The 16720-nt window shown below is 66.3% G+C and carries 12 protein-coding genes and 1 tRNA gene; 4 read left to right on the forward strand and 9 right to left on the reverse strand.

Translation table 11 applies throughout. From position 1 onward, the window contains the following. Positions 1–437 (reverse strand): NAD(P)-binding domain-containing protein (locus tag AB4083_RS17305; RefSeq protein WP_441609392.1); only part of this gene is annotated, 437 nt, incomplete at its 3' end. A gap of 452 nt (positions 438–889) precedes the next feature. Here AB4083_RS17305 and AB4083_RS17310 point away from each other — a divergent pair. The 3 genes from AB4083_RS17310 (at position 890) to AB4083_RS17320 (ending at position 3600) form a co-directional block, all read left to right on the forward strand. Then, complete coding sequence (locus tag AB4083_RS17310) at positions 890–1135, forward strand: hypothetical protein (protein ID WP_441609394.1); 246 nt, start codon at positions 890–892, stop codon at positions 1133–1135. A 354-nt stretch (positions 1136–1489) separates the two neighbouring features. Then, on the forward strand, positions 1490–1780 hold the full coding sequence (locus tag AB4083_RS17315; RefSeq protein ID WP_441609396.1) for a hypothetical protein: 291 nt from the start codon (positions 1490–1492) through the stop codon (positions 1778–1780). A 14-nt stretch (positions 1781–1794) separates the two neighbouring features. Beyond that, on the forward strand, positions 1795–3600 hold the full coding sequence (locus tag AB4083_RS17320) for a diguanylate cyclase (protein ID WP_441609398.1): 1806 nt from the start codon (positions 1795–1797) through the stop codon (positions 3598–3600). A 44-nt stretch (positions 3601–3644) separates the two neighbouring features. Here the strand turns inward: AB4083_RS17320 and AB4083_RS17325 are convergent, their stop codons facing one another. The 3 genes from AB4083_RS17325 to AB4083_RS17335 form a co-directional block, all read right to left on the reverse strand. Beyond that, complete coding sequence (locus tag AB4083_RS17325) at positions 3645–4772, reverse strand: Fic family protein (protein WP_441609400.1); 1128 nt, start codon at positions 4770–4772, stop codon at positions 3645–3647. Between the two features lie 218 nt (positions 4773–4990). After that, a tRNA-Arg gene (locus AB4083_RS17330) sits at positions 4991–5067 on the reverse strand. 145 nt (positions 5068–5212) lie between these two features. Then, complete coding sequence (locus AB4083_RS17335) at positions 5213–7111, reverse strand: M61 family metallopeptidase (protein ID WP_441609402.1); 1899 nt, start codon at positions 7109–7111, stop codon at positions 5213–5215. 271 nt (positions 7112–7382) lie between these two features. Between AB4083_RS17335 and AB4083_RS17340 the strand changes: the two genes are divergently transcribed. Next, on the forward strand, positions 7383–7979 hold the full coding sequence (locus tag AB4083_RS17340) for an outer membrane beta-barrel protein (RefSeq protein WP_441609404.1): 597 nt from the start codon (positions 7383–7385) through the stop codon (positions 7977–7979). A 72-nt stretch (positions 7980–8051) separates the two neighbouring features. Here the strand turns inward: AB4083_RS17340 and AB4083_RS17345 are convergent, their stop codons facing one another. The 5 genes from AB4083_RS17345 to AB4083_RS17365 all read right to left on the reverse strand — a co-directional run bounded on the left by AB4083_RS17345 (position 8052) and on the right by AB4083_RS17365 (position 16416). Continuing rightward, a complete protein-coding gene (locus AB4083_RS17345; protein WP_441609406.1) occupies positions 8052–9956 on the reverse strand; it encodes a M61 family metallopeptidase in 1905 nt (634 codons plus the stop codon). Between the two features lie 224 nt (positions 9957–10180). Then, the gene (locus tag AB4083_RS17350; RefSeq protein ID WP_441609408.1) at positions 10181–11614 is read right to left on the reverse strand and encodes an amino acid permease; all 1434 of its coding nucleotides are present in this window, start codon (positions 11612–11614) and stop codon (positions 10181–10183) included. A 76-nt stretch (positions 11615–11690) separates the two neighbouring features. Further along, a complete protein-coding gene (locus tag AB4083_RS17355) occupies positions 11691–12935 on the reverse strand; it encodes a sterol desaturase family protein (protein WP_441609410.1) in 1245 nt (414 codons plus the stop codon). 13 nt (positions 12936–12948) lie between these two features. Further along, positions 12949–13641 (reverse strand): lysoplasmalogenase, encoded by a 693-nt coding sequence (locus AB4083_RS17360; protein WP_441609412.1) that lies wholly within the window; start codon positions 13639–13641, stop codon positions 12949–12951. A gap of 495 nt (positions 13642–14136) precedes the next feature. Next, a complete protein-coding gene (locus AB4083_RS17365) occupies positions 14137–16416 on the reverse strand; it encodes a TonB-dependent receptor (RefSeq protein ID WP_441609414.1) in 2280 nt (759 codons plus the stop codon). Between the last annotated feature and the right edge of the window lie 304 nt (positions 16417–16720).

A 16720-nucleotide genomic window follows, 5' to 3' on the forward strand; every position in this document is an offset into this window, starting at 1 on the left:
TCCTGGTTGAACTTCAGGCCCGAGCCCGCCTCCAGCAACGGCACGCACACTTCCTCGGTGCAGCCGGGATAGACGGTGGACTCGTACACCACCATATCGCCGCGCTTGAGTACCGTCGCCAGCATCTGGCTGGCCTTTACCAGCGGCCCAAGATCCGGCCGCTTCGCCGCATCGATCGGCGTCGGCACCGTCACGATATAGACGTTGCGGTCGCGCAGATCTTCCAGCGCATGGCTGTAGCGCAAGCGCGTGGCGGACTGCAGTTCCTCGGCATCCACTTCCAGCGTCGCATCCTTACCGGCACGCAGTTCTTCCACCCGCGCGGCGCGGATATCGAAACCCACCGTGTCGTACTTCTTGCCGAATTCCACGGCCAGGGGCAGGCCGACGTAGCCCAGGCCGATGATGGCGATCCGGGCCTCTTCCAGGTTCCGCATGTAGGACGCCTTCCAAAAGAACGGCCTTTGCCGGCCGCAGCAGCCAAGGCTAGCAGGAGCCGGCCGGTAGGCGTATCGCGGCTGTAACGGCCGCCCGGCGGGTCGCTTTCGGCCGAGGCCAGGCCCGCCTTAAGTGACATCGACATGCTCCGCGGCGGCGCCTAACCTGCGCTTCCGCTGACGCTCCGAGCAGGAGCGAAAGGCGAGTAACGAGGGCACAAGCCTGTGCGCGTACGCCCCTGTCACGCGCGGCGAGGCTCTTGTCGGTGAACCGGCCGGGCGTGTACATGACGGCGCCCTCGCTACTCGCCTTTCGCTCTTCCCGGCGGCACATCGGTGGAAAGCCATAGGCCAGGCATAGCCGGCACGAGGTAGAGGATTTCCCCGCGTGCCCGCGCAGAATCGGTGCCGAAGCTCAGCGAAGGTCCATCACGCAAGGGGAGGTGGACATCATGCGCACCACGCCGGTTGCTCTCATCGAATTCCTCGGCCTTGCGCCTGCCAGCCGCGAAGCCGCCACGCCCAAACGCCGCACGCCGGGCGCCCTCGACTACCAGCTGCCCGGCCGCGACTGGGCGCCGCTGTTCGACGGCATCGCCTGCTTCGGCGCCGTGCGGCCGATCCTGTTCCTGCATCTGGCCGCCGAGCTTGAGGCCGAGCCCGAGGCCGAGCCGGTCGCCTGGCACCGTATCCACTGACCCTTCCGGCGCCCTGCCGGAAGCCACCCTAACCCCTGGCATACAAGCTGCTTTGGCGGTTTTTCCATCACACGCGGCGCGAAAAGCCGGGCTATGATGCCGGCGACCGTCCGCACGGAAGCTCCATTTCCGCCGCGCGGACCCAGGGTCGGGGGACATCGCAACGCTCTTTCGTTTCGCGCCGGCGCCGCGCGACGGCCCCCGTCCCTGCGTGCGCTGGCTGCGGTCGGCGGGTTTGAAGAGGCTGATTTGATTGAGATGGTTCGATAGGCCCGGTCAAAACGGGTCTCTATAAAGATGGCGCCGCCAACGGGCCATCGCACAAGCTGGAACACGAAATCGCAGGGGGAGTACATGTCCGACATCATCAAGTTCCTGGAGCGCATGGGCGCAGACGCCCGCCTGCGCGACGCGCCCGACGCCGAGCTGGAACTGGCTTTGGCCGAGGCGCGCCTGGAACCGCAGCACGGCGCCGCCGTGCTCGCCGGCGACGCCGCAGGCCTGCAGGCGCTGCTGGGCCTGGGCACGCTGATGGCTGTGCAGCTGCCGGCCGAAGAGGAAGAAGAAGAGCAGGAAGACGAGGGCGAAGGCGAGCCGCCGTCCCCGGCGGAAGAAAGCCTGCGGCGCGAGGCCGTCGTCGCGTGAACGGGCGCCTCGGCATGCGGCGTCCCGGCCTCTGGGGTTATGGACTTCTCATCGCCGGGGCGTGTCTGCTGTGGCCGCTGGCAGCCGCCGCTATCGAGGCCGGCGCCGCCGATACCCCGCCCGCGCTGCTGGACGTGGCCGACAGCATCAAGACCTCCGACCACGGCACCTTCGCCAAGCTGCTGCTGCAGATGGAGCCGGAGCTGCCGCAGCTGTCGCCGCAGCAGCAATGGCATCTGCGCTATCTCAAAGCCTGGGACGTGGCGTACTACGGCGACTACGAGCGCGCCGGCCCGCTGCTGGACCAGGTGATCGCGCAGGACGTCGACGCCACGCTGCGTTTCCGCGCCACGGCGACCTCGATCAACATCCTCGGCATCGGCCATCGCTACGAAGAAGCCTTCACCCGGCTGGACAAGCTCACCAGCCAGCTGCCGCAGATCACCGACAAGCGCGCACGCCTGCAAGGCCTGGGCGAAGCCGCGCAGCTGCTGGTCGCCGCCGGCCAATACGACCTCGCCGCGCAATATGCGGACGAGATGCTGAAGAACCTCTCGCCCGGCGAAGGCCCGTGCAAAGGGCTGTTCTTCAAGGCCGAGGCCGCGTACCGCAGCGAGAAGCCGAACGCGCGCGAGCAGCTGGACCAGGCGATCGAGCGTTGCGTCGCCGTCGGCGAAACCGTTTACGCCAACACGCTGCGCGCGGAACTGGCCGTCGCCGACCTCGAACGCGGCGAAGCCACCCAGGCCATCGCCGTGCTCACGCGCAACTACGCCGACGTGCAGCACGACGGCTACCAGACCCTGATCGCGCAGTTCGACGCCGCGCTGGCCAAGGCGCACCTGAGCCTGGGCAACCTGGCCGAGGCGCGCAAGCACGCGCTCGCCGCGGTGCAGAACAGCATCAAGGGCGAATACACCGCACCGCTGGGCATGGCCTATCAGGTGCTGTACCGCGTGGCGCGCAAGCAGGGCGACCTGGCTGCGGCGCTGGCTTATCTCGAGCAGTACATGGTGGCCGACAAGGGCTATCTGGACGACGTCTCCGCCAAGGCGCTGGCCTACCAGGTGGTGAAGCAGCAGGTGCTGTCCGGCCGGCTGCAGCTGGACACGCTCAACAAGCAGAACCAGATCCTGCAGCTGCAGCAGGCGCTGGATCGCAAGGCGGTGGAAGCCAGCCGCCTGTACATCGCCCTGCTGCTGATGGTGCTGGGCTTCATCACGCTGTGGATCTACCGGCTCAAGCGCTCGCAGCTGCGCTTCATGTGGCTGTCGCGGCTGGACAGCCTCACCGGCATCTGCAACCGCAAGCATTTCATCGACCAAGCCGAACTGGCCTTGCAGTCGGCGGCGAAGACACGCCAGCCGGCCGCACTGGTGATCCTCGACCTGGATCATTTCAAGCTGATCAACGACACCTTCGGCCACGCCGTGGGCGACCACACGCTCAAGCACATCGTCGAAGCCTGCCGCGCACTGCTCGGCCCGCGCGAAGTGTTCGGACGCCTGGGCGGCGAAGAGTTCGCCGTGCTGCTGCCCGATTGCCCGTCCGACCACGCACTGGAGCGCGCCGAACAGCTGCGCGCGGCGATCGGCGCACTGTCCCCGCTGGACAGCGGCGAGCTGTCCGTCTCGGCCAGCTTCGGCGTCGCCGACACCCACAGCGCCGGCTACGACGTCAGCGAACTGCTGGTGCGCGCAGACCACGCGCTGTACCGCGCCAAGAGCGAAGGGCGCAACCGGGTGGTCGCTACGTGGATGGGGGCATCGTCGACGCGCATGGTGGCGGGCGAATCGCAGCAGCTCGGGGCCAGCGCTTAATACGCTGGCTCGAGGCGGCCTCTAAACAGGCTTGCCGGCGAACCTCAGTTCTTCGCCTGATAACGCGTATTGCGGCCGCCTCCCGGCAGGCGTTCCAGGTAGCCCTTGTCGACCAGGTCGGCCAGATGCCTGGTGGCGGTGGCCTTGGATACCTTGGCCACGACCTGGTACTTCGCAGCACTGATGCCCTGCTCGAAGCCGCGCTCGCCGCCTTCCAGCAGGCGATTGAGCACCTTGACCTGTTCCGCCAGCAGACCCTGGTACGGGTGCTGCTGCCAGAAGCGCGCCTTGGCCAGCACGCGGTCGATGCGCTGCAGGGCTTCCTGCAGGCTGTGCTGCAACGTGGTGAGAAACCACTGCAGCCACGGCGTGACATCTAGCGTGGCCTTCTGGCTGGTTTCGAGTACGCGGTAGTAGCCGGCGCGATCGGCCAGGATGCTGGCCGACATGGTGTAGAAGCGGATGGCCTGATGTTCCGCCTGCGCCAGGGCCAGGTCGGTGATGGCGCGGGTCAGGCGGCCATTGCCGTCGTCGAACGGGTGCAGCGTGACGAACCAGAAGTGCGCCAGCCCGGCGCGCAGCAAGGGATCGAGTGTCGCTTCCTCGCGGCTGCTGTTGAACCACGCCAGGAAAGCATCGAGCTGCGCTTCCAGCCCCGTACGCGGCGGCGCTTCGAAATGCACGGTGGGGCGATCGAGACGGCCGGAAACCACCTGCATCGGCTCGTTGCCGCGCAGGCCACCGACACGGATCGGCCGCGCCAGCAACGAATCCTGCTGCGCGAACAGCCATGCATGCCAATCGAACAGGCGCTGCGTGGTCAGTGGCTCGCCGTCGTGCCTGGTCGCGTCGAGCATCAGCTCGGCCAGGCCTTCGCTGCGCGGGGTGGTGGATGCCGTCTCGTCCTGCGTCACGCCCAAGCGCCGCGCCAGCGACGAGCGGACCGAGGCCACATTGAGGTGCTCACCTTCGATCGCGGACGAGGTGATGATGTTCTGCAGCAGCGTGTCGAGTTCCCCCTCGACCTGTTCGTCGCCGGCGATCGCGCCGGCCATGCCGAGCAGGCGCCCCTGCAATTGTTGGCAGGAGCGCAACAGCGGCGCCAGCGTCTTGGGGTGCCAGCGGAAGGTCGGCCAGTCTGGCTGCTGCCAGATCCAACGGGGGTTATCCATGCGGTGGGCTCCATGGGGTGAGCCGATTACACCGTTTATTCGGCTCACGAGATGAGCCGATTATGGTCGATATTCGGCTCACGCGCCACTTCGGCACCCACGGCGCCGCGCTCGCCCGATCGATGCGGACGCGCAGAACCTGGCAAGCCCGGGGCATGCGCCGACGGCGCCGACACATACGGCGCGACGGTATCGCGCAGATTTCGAAGCAAAGGGAATGGCGCGCCCGGAGGGATTCGAACCCCCGACCAATGGCTTCGGAAGCCACTACTCTATCCGGCTGAGCTACGGGCGCGTGGTGCTGCGAGACCGCCTGCCGTCCTGTCGGGCGGCGGCGAACGCGGAGTATAGCGGCTTGAGGCGAGGCGTGCGACGAGGGCCCCGGATACGAAAAGGCCCGCCTGGCGGCGGGCCTTTCGCTTGGCTGAGCGCTGGGAGGCTCAGCGCGCCTTGAGCAACTCGGACAACTGGTCCGGCTTGCCTTCGACACGCTCCAGGTGCGGGTACTTCAGGCCATCGTGGTAGTCGATGCGCAGGGTCTGGTACTGGTCGAAATTCTTCACCAGCAGTTCCACCGGCTTGCTCTTGTCCTTGGCCGCGGCGGTTACCGAGTCCTTGACCGCATCGCTGGAGAACTCCTTGCCGTCGACCGCGACGATCTTCATGCCCGGCGACAGGCCGGCCTTGAAGGCGGGGCCGTCCCACAGCACGTCCATGATGTCGCCGCCCTTGCCCAGCGACACGCCCAGCGAATACACCAGGTTGGCGCCGCCGAAACGGGCCTCGGCCGCCTTCACCACCGCCGAGGGCTTGTCGTTGTAGACCAGCTTCCAGCCGTGAGCCTCGATGCCGCCGATCAGCGGGCCGTGGCCGTCAAGGCGCTCGCGCAGGTAGCTGGCCCAGTCGAACGGCTGGATGTCGTTGAGCGTCTTCACCACATCCTCGAAGGTGTAGGTGTTGACCGCCCATTCGCCATTGTTCATGCCGAAGAAGGCCTTGCCGAAATCGTCGATCGACTTCTTGTTGCCCGTCAGCGAACGCAGCTTGCCGTCCACTTCCAGCCAGATCATCTGGCCGCCGGAGTAATAGTCCTCGCTCATCTGGTAGTTGCGGTAAGGCAACGGCCGGCGCTGGGCGATGATCGGATCGTTGGTGGTGTCCTGGATGTTGCGCCACTGCTGCAGGCCCGGGCGGCCCTTGTCGTAGTTGGCGGCGACGTTGGCGAGCATGTCGCGCGCTTCTTCCGGCTTCCACAGGCCCGAGCGCGCGGCCATCACGTAACCCCAGAACTGGGTCTGGCCTTCGTACACCCACAGCAGGCTGTCCTGCATCGGCACGTTGAAGTTCGGCGTGGACAGGTCCGCGCCGCGACGGTACTTGCCGTCCCAGGAATGGTTGAACTCATGCGGCAGCAGGTCGCGCGCCAGCACGTTCTTGTCCCACTCGGTGAAGTAGTTCGGACCCACGCCGTTCTCGCTGGAGCGATGGTGCTCCAGGCCGTTGCCGCTCATCTTGTCGCTGAGCGAGAACAGGAAGTCGTAATGGTTGTAGTGGTGCGCGCCGTACATCTTGTACATCTGTTGTACCAGGTTCTGGTGCGCCTTCAGCTGCTCGGGCTTGATCTCCAGGTACTTCGGATCGTCGGCCACGATGTTGAGGAACACCGGCGTCTTCGCACCCGGGTCCAGATCCACGCGCTTGAAGTACTTGCCGGCGTAGATCGGCGAGTCGACCAGGTCGTCGAACTTGATCGGCTTGAAGGTCACCGTGTCGCCATCGCGCGAAGCCTGCTCAAGCGCGGTGCCGAACTGCCAGCCGGCCGGGAACTTCACGCTGGCTTCGGCCTGGATGCGGGCGGCGACATAGCCGGCCGGATACAGCGTCACCGTATTCCACTGCACGTTGAGCATTTCCGGCGTCATCACCACGCGGCCCTGGCGGGTGTCCTGCGGGGAGAGGAACTGGAAATCCACGTCCACGCTGCTGGCGCCCTGCGGTACCTCGACGTGGAAGGCGTAGACGTTGAGCGGATCGCGCGTCCACTTCAGTTCCTTGCCGTTGGCCGACACCTTCAGGCCCGCCAGCTTGTCGATCGGGCCGGACGGCGAATGGTTGCCGGGCAGCCACTGCGGATACAGCAGGGTCAGCGGGCCCGGCTGCGCCGGCACCGATTCGTGCACGCGGAAGATGCGGCGGGCGAGGTCGGTGGCATCCACGCTCACCTTGAGCGTGCCGTTGAACGGTACGTCCTGCGGTGCCGGGACGTCGGCTTGAACGGCGAAGCCGCACAGGCCGAAGCCCGCGGCAAGGATGGCGGAAGCGAGGCGCGAAGCTTTCAAAACGGTCTCCTGGTGGCAAACGCGCAACGCCCAGGCGGACGTTGAACGGAACATGACCGTTTGATGCTAGACCGCAGCGGCGCACCGCTCCCCCTGCCAGAGGTCATGCAGCAGGCTGAACCATGCCTTTCCTTGGAATCCTGCGCGGGGTTTGGAAATGTAAAAACGCCCTTATCCTTCGTGTTCCGCGATACCCCACGCGGGCCGTTGCGACGATTTCCCCCTCAGATCGCCGCCGCGGAATCCCCAAAAAAGAAAAATGGAGTTCTCCATGAACAAGCTTCTGCTCTCGGCCGTGCTGGCCGCTGCTGCCCTGTCCCCGTTCGCTGCCCAGGCCGATGACGCCGCCGCCAGCAGCAACCAGCTCAACAACTTCTTCGTGACCGGCAACCTCGGTCAGAGCAACTACCGCGTCGGCGGCCTGTCCGACAAGTCCGACGTGTTCCAGAGCGTGCGCTTCGGCTGGCGCTGGAACAACATCGTCGGCGCCGAAGTCGGCTACACCTCGCTGGGCCAGGCCAAGCAGTACATCGGCCCGGTCACGGTCGGCTTCCAGCCGAAGGCCGTGATCCTCGGCGTGAATGCCAAGTACGACTTCTACGGCTCCTGGTTCGTCACCGGCCACGGCGGCTACCTGCGTTCGCGCACCACCGCCGAGACCACCTACGGCAACCTGCACACCAGCGAGAAGAGCTGGAACAACGGCTGGTACGCCGGCGTGGGCGTGGGCTACAACGTGACCGATAACGTCGCGCTGGCGCTCAACTACGACAACTACCGCGTGAAGTACGGCCGCGCCGGCGCCAGCCAGTCGCAGGCCAACGTCAACGTGGCGGCTTACTCGGCTTCGCTCGAGTACCGCTTCTAAGCGCAGCTTTTCGCGCAAGCAAGCAAAAAGGGCGCCCCAACGGGCGCCCTTTTCTTTTGGCCATGCAGCGATTTACTTCAGCGGCGCGGCGATCTGCCCCAGCCGGTCCGCGCCGGTGGCGCGGGTCAGGTGCGGATAACGCAGGCCGTCGCGATAGTCGATCGACACGGTCTGGAAGAACTCGTTGTTCTTCACCAGCAGCTGGATCGCACCGCCCTTCTCCTTGGCCGCCTTGATCGCGTCCTTCAGCCCATCGGCCGAATAATCGCGCCCGTTCACCGCCACCAGCTTCAGCCCCGGCACCAGGCCTGCCTTGAATGCCGGTCCGCCCCATTGCACGTCGCTGAGCTTGCCGTCGCTGCTGACCGCGAAGCCGATGCCATACAGCAGGTTGAGCGAATGCCGCACGCCTTCGACCGCCTTGCGCACCGATGACGGCTCGTCGTTGTACTCCAGCTTCCAGCCCGCCTGCTCCACGCCCTGCGCGGGCAGCTTGTCGCCGGTGGCGTCCAGCCGCTCATGCAGGAAGGCGGCCCAGTCGTAGGGCTGCACCTTGTTCAAGGTCGCCACCACGTCGTCGAAGGTGTAAGTCAGCGGCACCTGGCTGCCGTCCTGCACGCCATGGAAGGCGCGCACGAAATCATCCAGCGAACGCTTGCCGCCGCTGAGCTCGCGGATGCGGCTGTCCGCCTCCAGCCACAGCAAGGTGCCTTCGGGGTAATAGTCGACGCCGCGCATGCGGTTGGCCCAGCGCGAACCCTGCGAGGAAGTGAGCTGCACCGCATCGGCGGTGTCCTGCAGCGAACGCCATTGCCGGCCGGTGCGATTGACCATCGCCGCCTGCGTCTCGGCGATCCAGTCGCGGTACTGTTCCGCCGTCCACATGCCCGAGCGCGCGGTCAGCACTTCGCCGTAGTAGTTGGTAAGGCCCTCATAGACCCACAGCAGATCGCCCTGCATCGGCACGTTGTAGTTCGGCGTCCACAGGTCGTGCGGCCGCCGGAACTTGCCGTTCCACGAATGCACGAACTCGTGCGGCAGCACGAACGCCGCCGACAGATACATGTTGTCGTCGGTCAGGAAGGCCGGCGGCAAGCGGTCGTCGCTGGACTGCTGGTGCTCCAGCCCGAACGAACCGTTGTGATCGGACAAGGTCAGCAGGAAATCGTAATGCGCGTAATGCCGCGCACCGAACAGCTTCACCGCCTGCACCGCCAGCGCCTTGTGCTGCGCTTCCTGCTTGTCGCTGAGCTTCAGGTTGCCCGGATCGTCGGCGACGATATCCAGATACACCGGCCCCTTCGCATCCGTACTCAACTGCACGCGCTTGAAGTGCTCGCCCGCGATCACCGGCGAATCGACCAGCTTTTCCAGGCTCACCGGCTTGAACGCAACCTGCGCCCCCGTCTGCTCGCCCACGTCCAACGCGCTGGCGAATTTCCAGTCGCGCGGCAGCGTCAGCGTCGGCTGCACCTCGATGCGGCTGGCGTAGTAGCCGGCCGGATAGAACAGCACCTGATTGAATTCGATATCCACCAGCTTCGGCGTCGCCGAACCCGTCGCGCCATACAGCCCGCCACCCTCTTCACCCGGCGCCAGGAACTGGAATTCCAACTGCAGGTTGCTCGCACCTTCGGGCACGTCCAGATGCAGCGTGAACATGTCGCGCAGATCGCGCCGCCACGGCACCTGCTTGCCGTTGGCCGTGATGATCAGCCCGCTGACGTTGTTGATCGGACCCGACGGAATATGCTCGCCCGGAATCCACTTCGGGTAGTACAGCGAGAGCGCCCCCGGCTTGACCGGGATGGTCTCCACGATGCGGTAGATCCGCTTCGGCGCATCCGTGAGATCCAGCTTGAGCGCCAACGTCCCCGGATAAGCCTGATCTACCGGATCCGCCGACTGCGCCTGCGCCAACGGCACCGCGCCCAACGCCAATGCCACCGACCACCCCAGCAACGTCCTGGCGAACATACGGCCATCTCCCCTCGTTGAATGATGCCCCGGGATGCTAGGCCGATGCGGGCGCGGGACCGCATGCCAGAGGTCATGTGAAAACCGACCTCACGCAGCGTCAGAGCCCGGCGCAGGTTGGGGTGAGCCTCCGGCGAACCCCAACATCGCGCGGCGCACGAAGACGCGAACGTTGGGGTTCGCTGCGCTCACCCCAACCCACGCCGCACCGCCGGGCAGACAGGTCAGGCTTTTTCGAGCTTGCTGTGATGCATGCCGTAGAAGAAATAAACGGCCAGGCCAATGGTCACCCAGATCAGAAACACCTCCCAGGTCACCAACGGCAACTCCGACAACAACCAGATCGAAAACGCGATCCCCACCAGCGGCACCAACGGCACCAGCGGCGTGCGGAACGAGCGATGCAGATCCGGCTTGCGCTTGCGCAAAATCAACACCGACGAACAGATCACGATGAAAGCGGACAACACACCGATATTGACCAGCTTCGCCACCTCTTCGATCGGCAACAAACCAGCCACCAAAGCAGTAAACACCCCCAGCACCACCGTCGGCCGATGCGGCGTGCCGTAACGCGGATGCGGCTTGGCGAACCAGCCCGGCAGCAGACCATCGCGCGCCAGCGCAAACCAGATCCGCGTCGCGCCCAACATGAAAGCGAACAGCACGCTGATCAGGCCGAACACCGCCGACACCGACACCGTCAGCGCCACCCACGGCAAACCCAGCCCCTTGAACGCATCCGCCACCGGCGCATCGGTCTTCAAGGTGGTGTAGTGCGCGATGCCGGTCAGCACCATCGACACCGCCAGGTACATCGTCATCGAGATGCCCAGCGACAGCAGCACCGCGCGCGGCAGATCGCGCTGCGGATTCTTCGACTCCTCGGCCGCGGTGGTCAGCGTGTCGTAGCCGAACACCGCGAAGAACACCACCGCCGCCGCCGTCGCCACGCCCTGGAAACCGAAATGGCCCACGCCATCCGGGCCGACGATGCGCTGCGGAATGAACGGCACCCAGTTCTCGGGCTTCACATAGAACGCGCCAATACCGATCACCAGCGCCACCGCGGCCACCTTGATCGCCACCACCAGGGTGTTGAAGCGCGCGCCCCACTCAGTGCGGAAGATCAGCAGCGCCGATACGCCCAGCGTCACCAGCGCCGCCACCAGGTTGAACACGTGGCCGTCGCCGGTGCCGATGGCGCCCTTCGCCCATAGCGGCAGGTCCACGCCGATGCTGGCCAGCGCCGATTGCACATAGCCGGACCAGCCGATCGCCACCACCGCGACGATCAGCGCGTACTCCAGCAACAGATCCCAGCCGATCAGCCACGCCGCCAGTTCGCCCAGCACCGCATAGCCATAGGTGTAGGCGCTGCCGGTGACCGGGATCAGCCCGGCGAACTCCGCGTAGCACAGCGCGGCGGCCGCGCTGGCGATGCCGGCGATCAGGAACGAGAGCGCCACCGCGGGGCCGGCGTTGAGCGCTGCCTGCTGGCCGGCCAGCACGAACACGCCGACGCCGATGATGCCGCCGATACCGATCGCGGTGAGCTGCCACAGCCCGAGCACGCGGCGGAAGTCGCCGCGCTTGCCGACGTCCGCCTGCAATTGCTCGACCGACTTGTGGCGGATTAGCTTGCTGACCACGCTCATCGCTTCGTTCCCACTGCAAATGAAGCGGCGATGATAACGAATGGCCCCCGCCCCGCCATGCTGCGGGTGCGCGCGCCTAGGCGGGCTGGCGCGTACGCAGGCGGATGGTGGCCAGGGCGGCGGCGCTGCCCAGGCACAGCGTGACGATGGCCGGCGCCAGCGCGGGTGGTGCGGCGGCGGCGCCGAACCAGCCGCCGGTCGCCACCGCGGCGAGCGCGGTCAACGCCAGCCGCGCCGCTTCCAGCCAGCTGCCGGCGCGCCGGCCTTCCAGCAGTACGCCCAGCGCGGTAAGGCTGAAAAGCAGGAAGGCCGCATAGGCCAGCAGCGCCGAGGCGGGCATCCGCTTGGCCATATCCAGAAACCACACGCCCATCAGCAACAGCAGCGCGAACTGCGCGATGCCATAGGCGGTCAAGCTACGCGGCAACGGCGGCGCATAACGCGGACGGCCGATATCGAAGGCCGGCTTGGGAAACCGCTCGGCCACGTCGGCCGGCCGCCAGCCCGGCGGCTTCAGCCACACCAGCAGCTTGTCGCGCCAGCGCCGCGCATGCCACGCGTCCTTCAAGGTGGCCCAGTACACCTCGGCATTCGCCCACAGCGGATTCCAGCTGCGCAGCGGCGCCCGCGTGCCGAACACCGGCGGGTCGCTGTCGTCTTCTTCGATGAAGCTACCGAACAGGCGGTCCCACACAATGAGGATGCCGCCGTAGTTGCGGTCGAGGTAACGCTCGTTCACCGCGTGGTGCGCGCGATGGTTGGAGGGCGAGCAGAACACGCGGTCGAACCAGCCCAGCCGCCCGACCAGTTCCGTATGCACCCAGAACTGGTACAGCAGGTCGATCAGCGCCACCACCGCGAACACTTCCAGCGGAAAGCCGAGCAGCGCCATCGGCAGGTAGAACAGCCAGCCCAGCAGCACGCCGCTGCCGGTCTGGCGCAGCGCGGTGCTGAGGTTGTAGTCCTCGCTCTGGTGGTGCACCACGTGCGCGGCCCACAGGATGTTCACCTCGTGCCCCGCGCGGTGCAGCCAGTAGTAGAGGAAGTCGTAGAGCAGCAGGCCGCTGACCCATACCCACCAGCGATCGGCCGGCAGCGTGGCCAGCGCCAGGTGGTCGACACACCAGGCGTAGATGCCCAGGGTCAGCAGCTTGGCGAACACCGCCACGATCTGCGAGATCACCCCCAGCGACAGGCTGTTGACCGCATCGCTGGCGTGGTACACGCGGCGGCCGCGCCACTTCGCCAGCAGCAGCTCCAGCGCGATCAGCACGAAGAAGACCGGCGTGGCCCAGCCGATGATGATCTCCTGGGCGTTCACCGCAGGGAGTCCGTCACCGCAGCGCCGAGTCTTCAGGCGAGGCGCGCATCACCGAGCGCGCCAGCAGCCACAGCGCGCCGAAATAACAGCCGAGGATCCACAGCGCCGCCAGCGGCAGGCTGATGCGGAAGCGGTTCCAGGCCAGCAAGGTGTCGCTGAGCATGAACAGGATCGAGCCCGCGCCGGCCAGCCAGGCTGGATTGGCCAGCGCATCGCGCGCCAGTGCGTGGTGCCAGGCGCGGCCCACCGCCTGGCCGCCCATCAGGGCCAGTACCAGGGTGTAGACCACGATCGGCAGGTGCAGCTCCTCCGGCAGGGTCGGCCACAGGGACCACATGCACAGCACCGCATAGCCCACGCAGATCAACAAAGCGATGGGCTTCGCGCCCAGGCGGACATCGCCGGTGAGCGCCACCAGGAAGCACACGTGCGCGAACAGAAAGGCCACCAGGCCTTCGACGAACAGGTCCTGCGGCAGCATCAGCAGCACGTCGCCGACCAGGGCCAGCCCCAGGCCGCCGAGCACCCAGGCGCGGTAGCGCGCCGAGATCGGCTCGCGCACGCGCCAGGCCAGGGCGAACACCAGCGAGGTCGCCAGCGGCTTGCAGGCCCAGTGCAGCCACATCCACTGGCTGCCGTCCTCGGTGTCGGCCAGCATCGCGCCGGCAATGGCGCCCAGCGCCGTCAACAGGACGCCAAGGGCCATCCAGCGGGGAACGGCTTGGAGTGGAACAACGGAAGGAATGGCGGCCATGCGGGCGATCGGGCGGAGGTACGCCGGCGATCATAAGTGGGGCGAGGCTTTCCCGGAATCGCTACTTTATTTTTCCCGGGTGCAGGTCGCGTTTGTGGGCTGGTGCGGTAAGCCCCTCTCCCATCGGGAGAGGGGTTGGGGTGAGGGTACGGGCGGAGCGCAAGGGTGATGCGCACCGCTCCGCCCGTACCCTCATCCGGCTGCCGCCACCTTCCTCGCTCCTCAAAGCCGCGCACATCCCTGTGCGCTCCCCGCGTGCTCCCGGAGGGAGAAGGGTTCCAATTTGAAGATTGAGGAATACCGCAGCGCTGAGCCCCTCTCCCATCGGGAGAGGGGTTGGGGTGAGGGTGCGGCCGAAGTGGTGAGTTTCACTCCGCCCATACCCTCATCCGGCTACCGCCACCTTCTCCCAAGGGGAGAAGGGTTCGGCCTTGGAGGGCTTGATGCTTAGAACCGCAAGGTTGCCGTAAGCATCGCCGCGCGCGGGGCGCCCACCTGCATGGTGGCGAACTGGCCCTGCGGGTCGCTGGCCACGAAGCCATTGGTGCCGATCGAGCCGAAGTACTTCTTGTCGGCCAGGTTGGTCACGTTGAGCGCCAGCTTGAGGTCCTGCACCACACCGAGCTTGCCCACGTCGTAGGCGGCCGAGGCGTTGAACAGCCAGTACGAGGGCACCGCGCCGTCGTTGATATAGGTGTAGTAGCGCTTGCCGGTGTAGTTGGCCGAGGCGCGCAGGTCCCACGGGCCGGAGACCCAGGCCAGCTCGGTGAAGAACAGCTGCTTGGGGCTGTCCACCACGGTCTTGTCCTTGGTCGGCACCACCACGCCGCCGTCGACATAGTCGTCCGAGTAGCGCGAGCGGTTGTAGGACAGCGAGTTGCGCCAGCGCAGTTCCTGCGTCAGCTTGAAGTTCAGCGCCAGCTCCACGCCGCGGCTGGTGGCCGAGCCGACGTTGGCGTACGCGCTCGGGCAACCCACGATGCCGCTGCAACGGGAGATCGCCAGCAGGCGGTTGTCGAACTTCACGTCGTACAGCGCCAGCGAGGCCTCGTAGAAGTCGGACACCGCACGCAGGCCGCCTTCGAAGGTGCGCGACTGTTCCGGCTTCAACGAACGCCCGAAGGTATCGAACGCCACCTGGGTGGTGGCCAGCGGGCCGGAAATGCCAGCCTGGAACGCGGCGATGTTCTTGGAGTACGAACCGAACACCTCGTAGCCGCCGCCGAGCTGGTAGCTGGCGCCGACCTGCGGCAGGAAGTTCTTCTTCGCCACCAGGTCGCCCGACGCGTAGGCGCGCGCGGTGCCCGGCAGATTGGTCGCTTCCACTTCGGTGCGCGGCGCCTTGAAGCCCACGTCCACGCTCAGGCGATCGTCCAGGAAATGCATGCTGTCCTGCACGTAGAACTGGCGCGTGGTGGTTTCGTAGTGCTGGTAGAACAGGCGCAGGTTCGGGTTCTCGAGGAACTTGCGGTCATCCACCGGGCCGGTGATGAAGTAGTAGTTGCGCTGCACGTTGTGGTTGCTGTCCTCGTACCACACGCCCGCTTCCACGTGGTGCGCGCCGATGTCCCAGGTCAGCGCGGCCGTGCCGCCGACGCGGTCGATGCCGTACTCGGTAGTGCGGATCGAGATCGGCGTTTCCTGCGGCGTGCCCGGGAAGGAAGCCTGGTACGGCGTGAACCAGTGACCCTGGCCACGATCGTTGTGGTAGTAGCCGGTGGCCTTCAGGCGCACGCCCTCGGCCAGCGCGAAGTCGCCGAACAGGCTGGCGACGCGGTCCTTGCGCACGCCGCGGCCGGCGTAATACGCGTCGTCGGCATTGGTCACGCCGCCGCTGTAGATGCCCTTGGCCGCGTTCACCGCGCGGTTCCAGTCCGGCGCGTAGTTGTCCCAGTTCCAGCCCAGGCGATGCACCATGTCCAGCGACAGATCCTGGTAGTCGGTCTCGTCGCGGTCGGAGGTGGTCAGCAGCGCGCCGATGCGGCTGTCGCCGAAATCGTAGGTGGCCTTGGTGTTGAACTGCATCTGCTCCTGGTCGCCGTCGCCCTTCCACTTGTTGACGTCGGAGTAGGCGCCGGAGATGTACATGGCGAAGCCGTTGACGTTGCCCGTATCCAGGCGCACGAAGGTGCGGCGCGCCGCATCCGTGCCGAAGCCCTGGGAGAACTGCACGCCGTACTTGGGCAGCGGGTCGGAGGAGAAGAACTGCACCGTGCCGCCGAGATCGCTGGTCGAAGCGGTACCCAGCGCGCCGATGCCTTCGGCCAGTTCCGCGCTGCCGAGGTTCTCGGCGATCAGCGCGCGGCTGATGTGCAGCCCGTTGTTGTTGCCGTAGCTCATGTCGCCGAGCGGAATGCCGTCCAGCGTGAAGCCGAGGCGGTTCTGGTTGAAGCCGCGCAGGCTGAAGCGGGTCGACCACTCGTAGTTGCCGAACGGATCGGCCGACTCGAAATGCACACCCGGCTTGCCGGCCAGCACCTTCAGCGCGCTGGTGCCCGGCGGCAGGATCTTCACGTCTTCCACGGTGATGCGCTGCACCTGGCGCACTTCGCCCTGGCCGATCGCGGAGACCGACTCCAGCGTCTTGGCCTTGTCGGCGGCGGCATCGACCGGAGCCGCGGGCGTGGTGTCGTTGTCGCCGGGAGCTGCGGCGGCCGTGCCGTGCAGCGCCGCGAACAGCGCGAGCGCGAGGCCGGTAAGGCGGATGGAACCCTTGCGGACTGACATGCGTACGTTTCCTTTGCGCAGCCGCCCGCCTTGGCGGGTGGCCACGTCGATAGGTGAAATAGATGAATGGGAAAAAGAACGGCTGCCCCCTTCGGCGAGCGCGTCATCCCTTCGCGTCCTTCGCTGCCCGGCAAGGACGACATGACGCGGCCGCCAGCAGCCGTTGGTGCGCAAGCTTGCTAGGGATTTGTGAAATCGGATTTACATCTGCGTGTCAGTGGGCAGTGATGTGCGTTAGCGCAAGATTGGCGTCAGTTACGCGCGATTTGCGGAGGTATTCGCGCCTTTCCACCCGGACGTAGGT

The sequence above is a fragment of the Dyella sp. 2RAB6 genome (assembly GCF_052115385.1).
Classification (GTDB): domain Bacteria; phylum Pseudomonadota; class Gammaproteobacteria; order Xanthomonadales; family Rhodanobacteraceae; genus Dyella_D.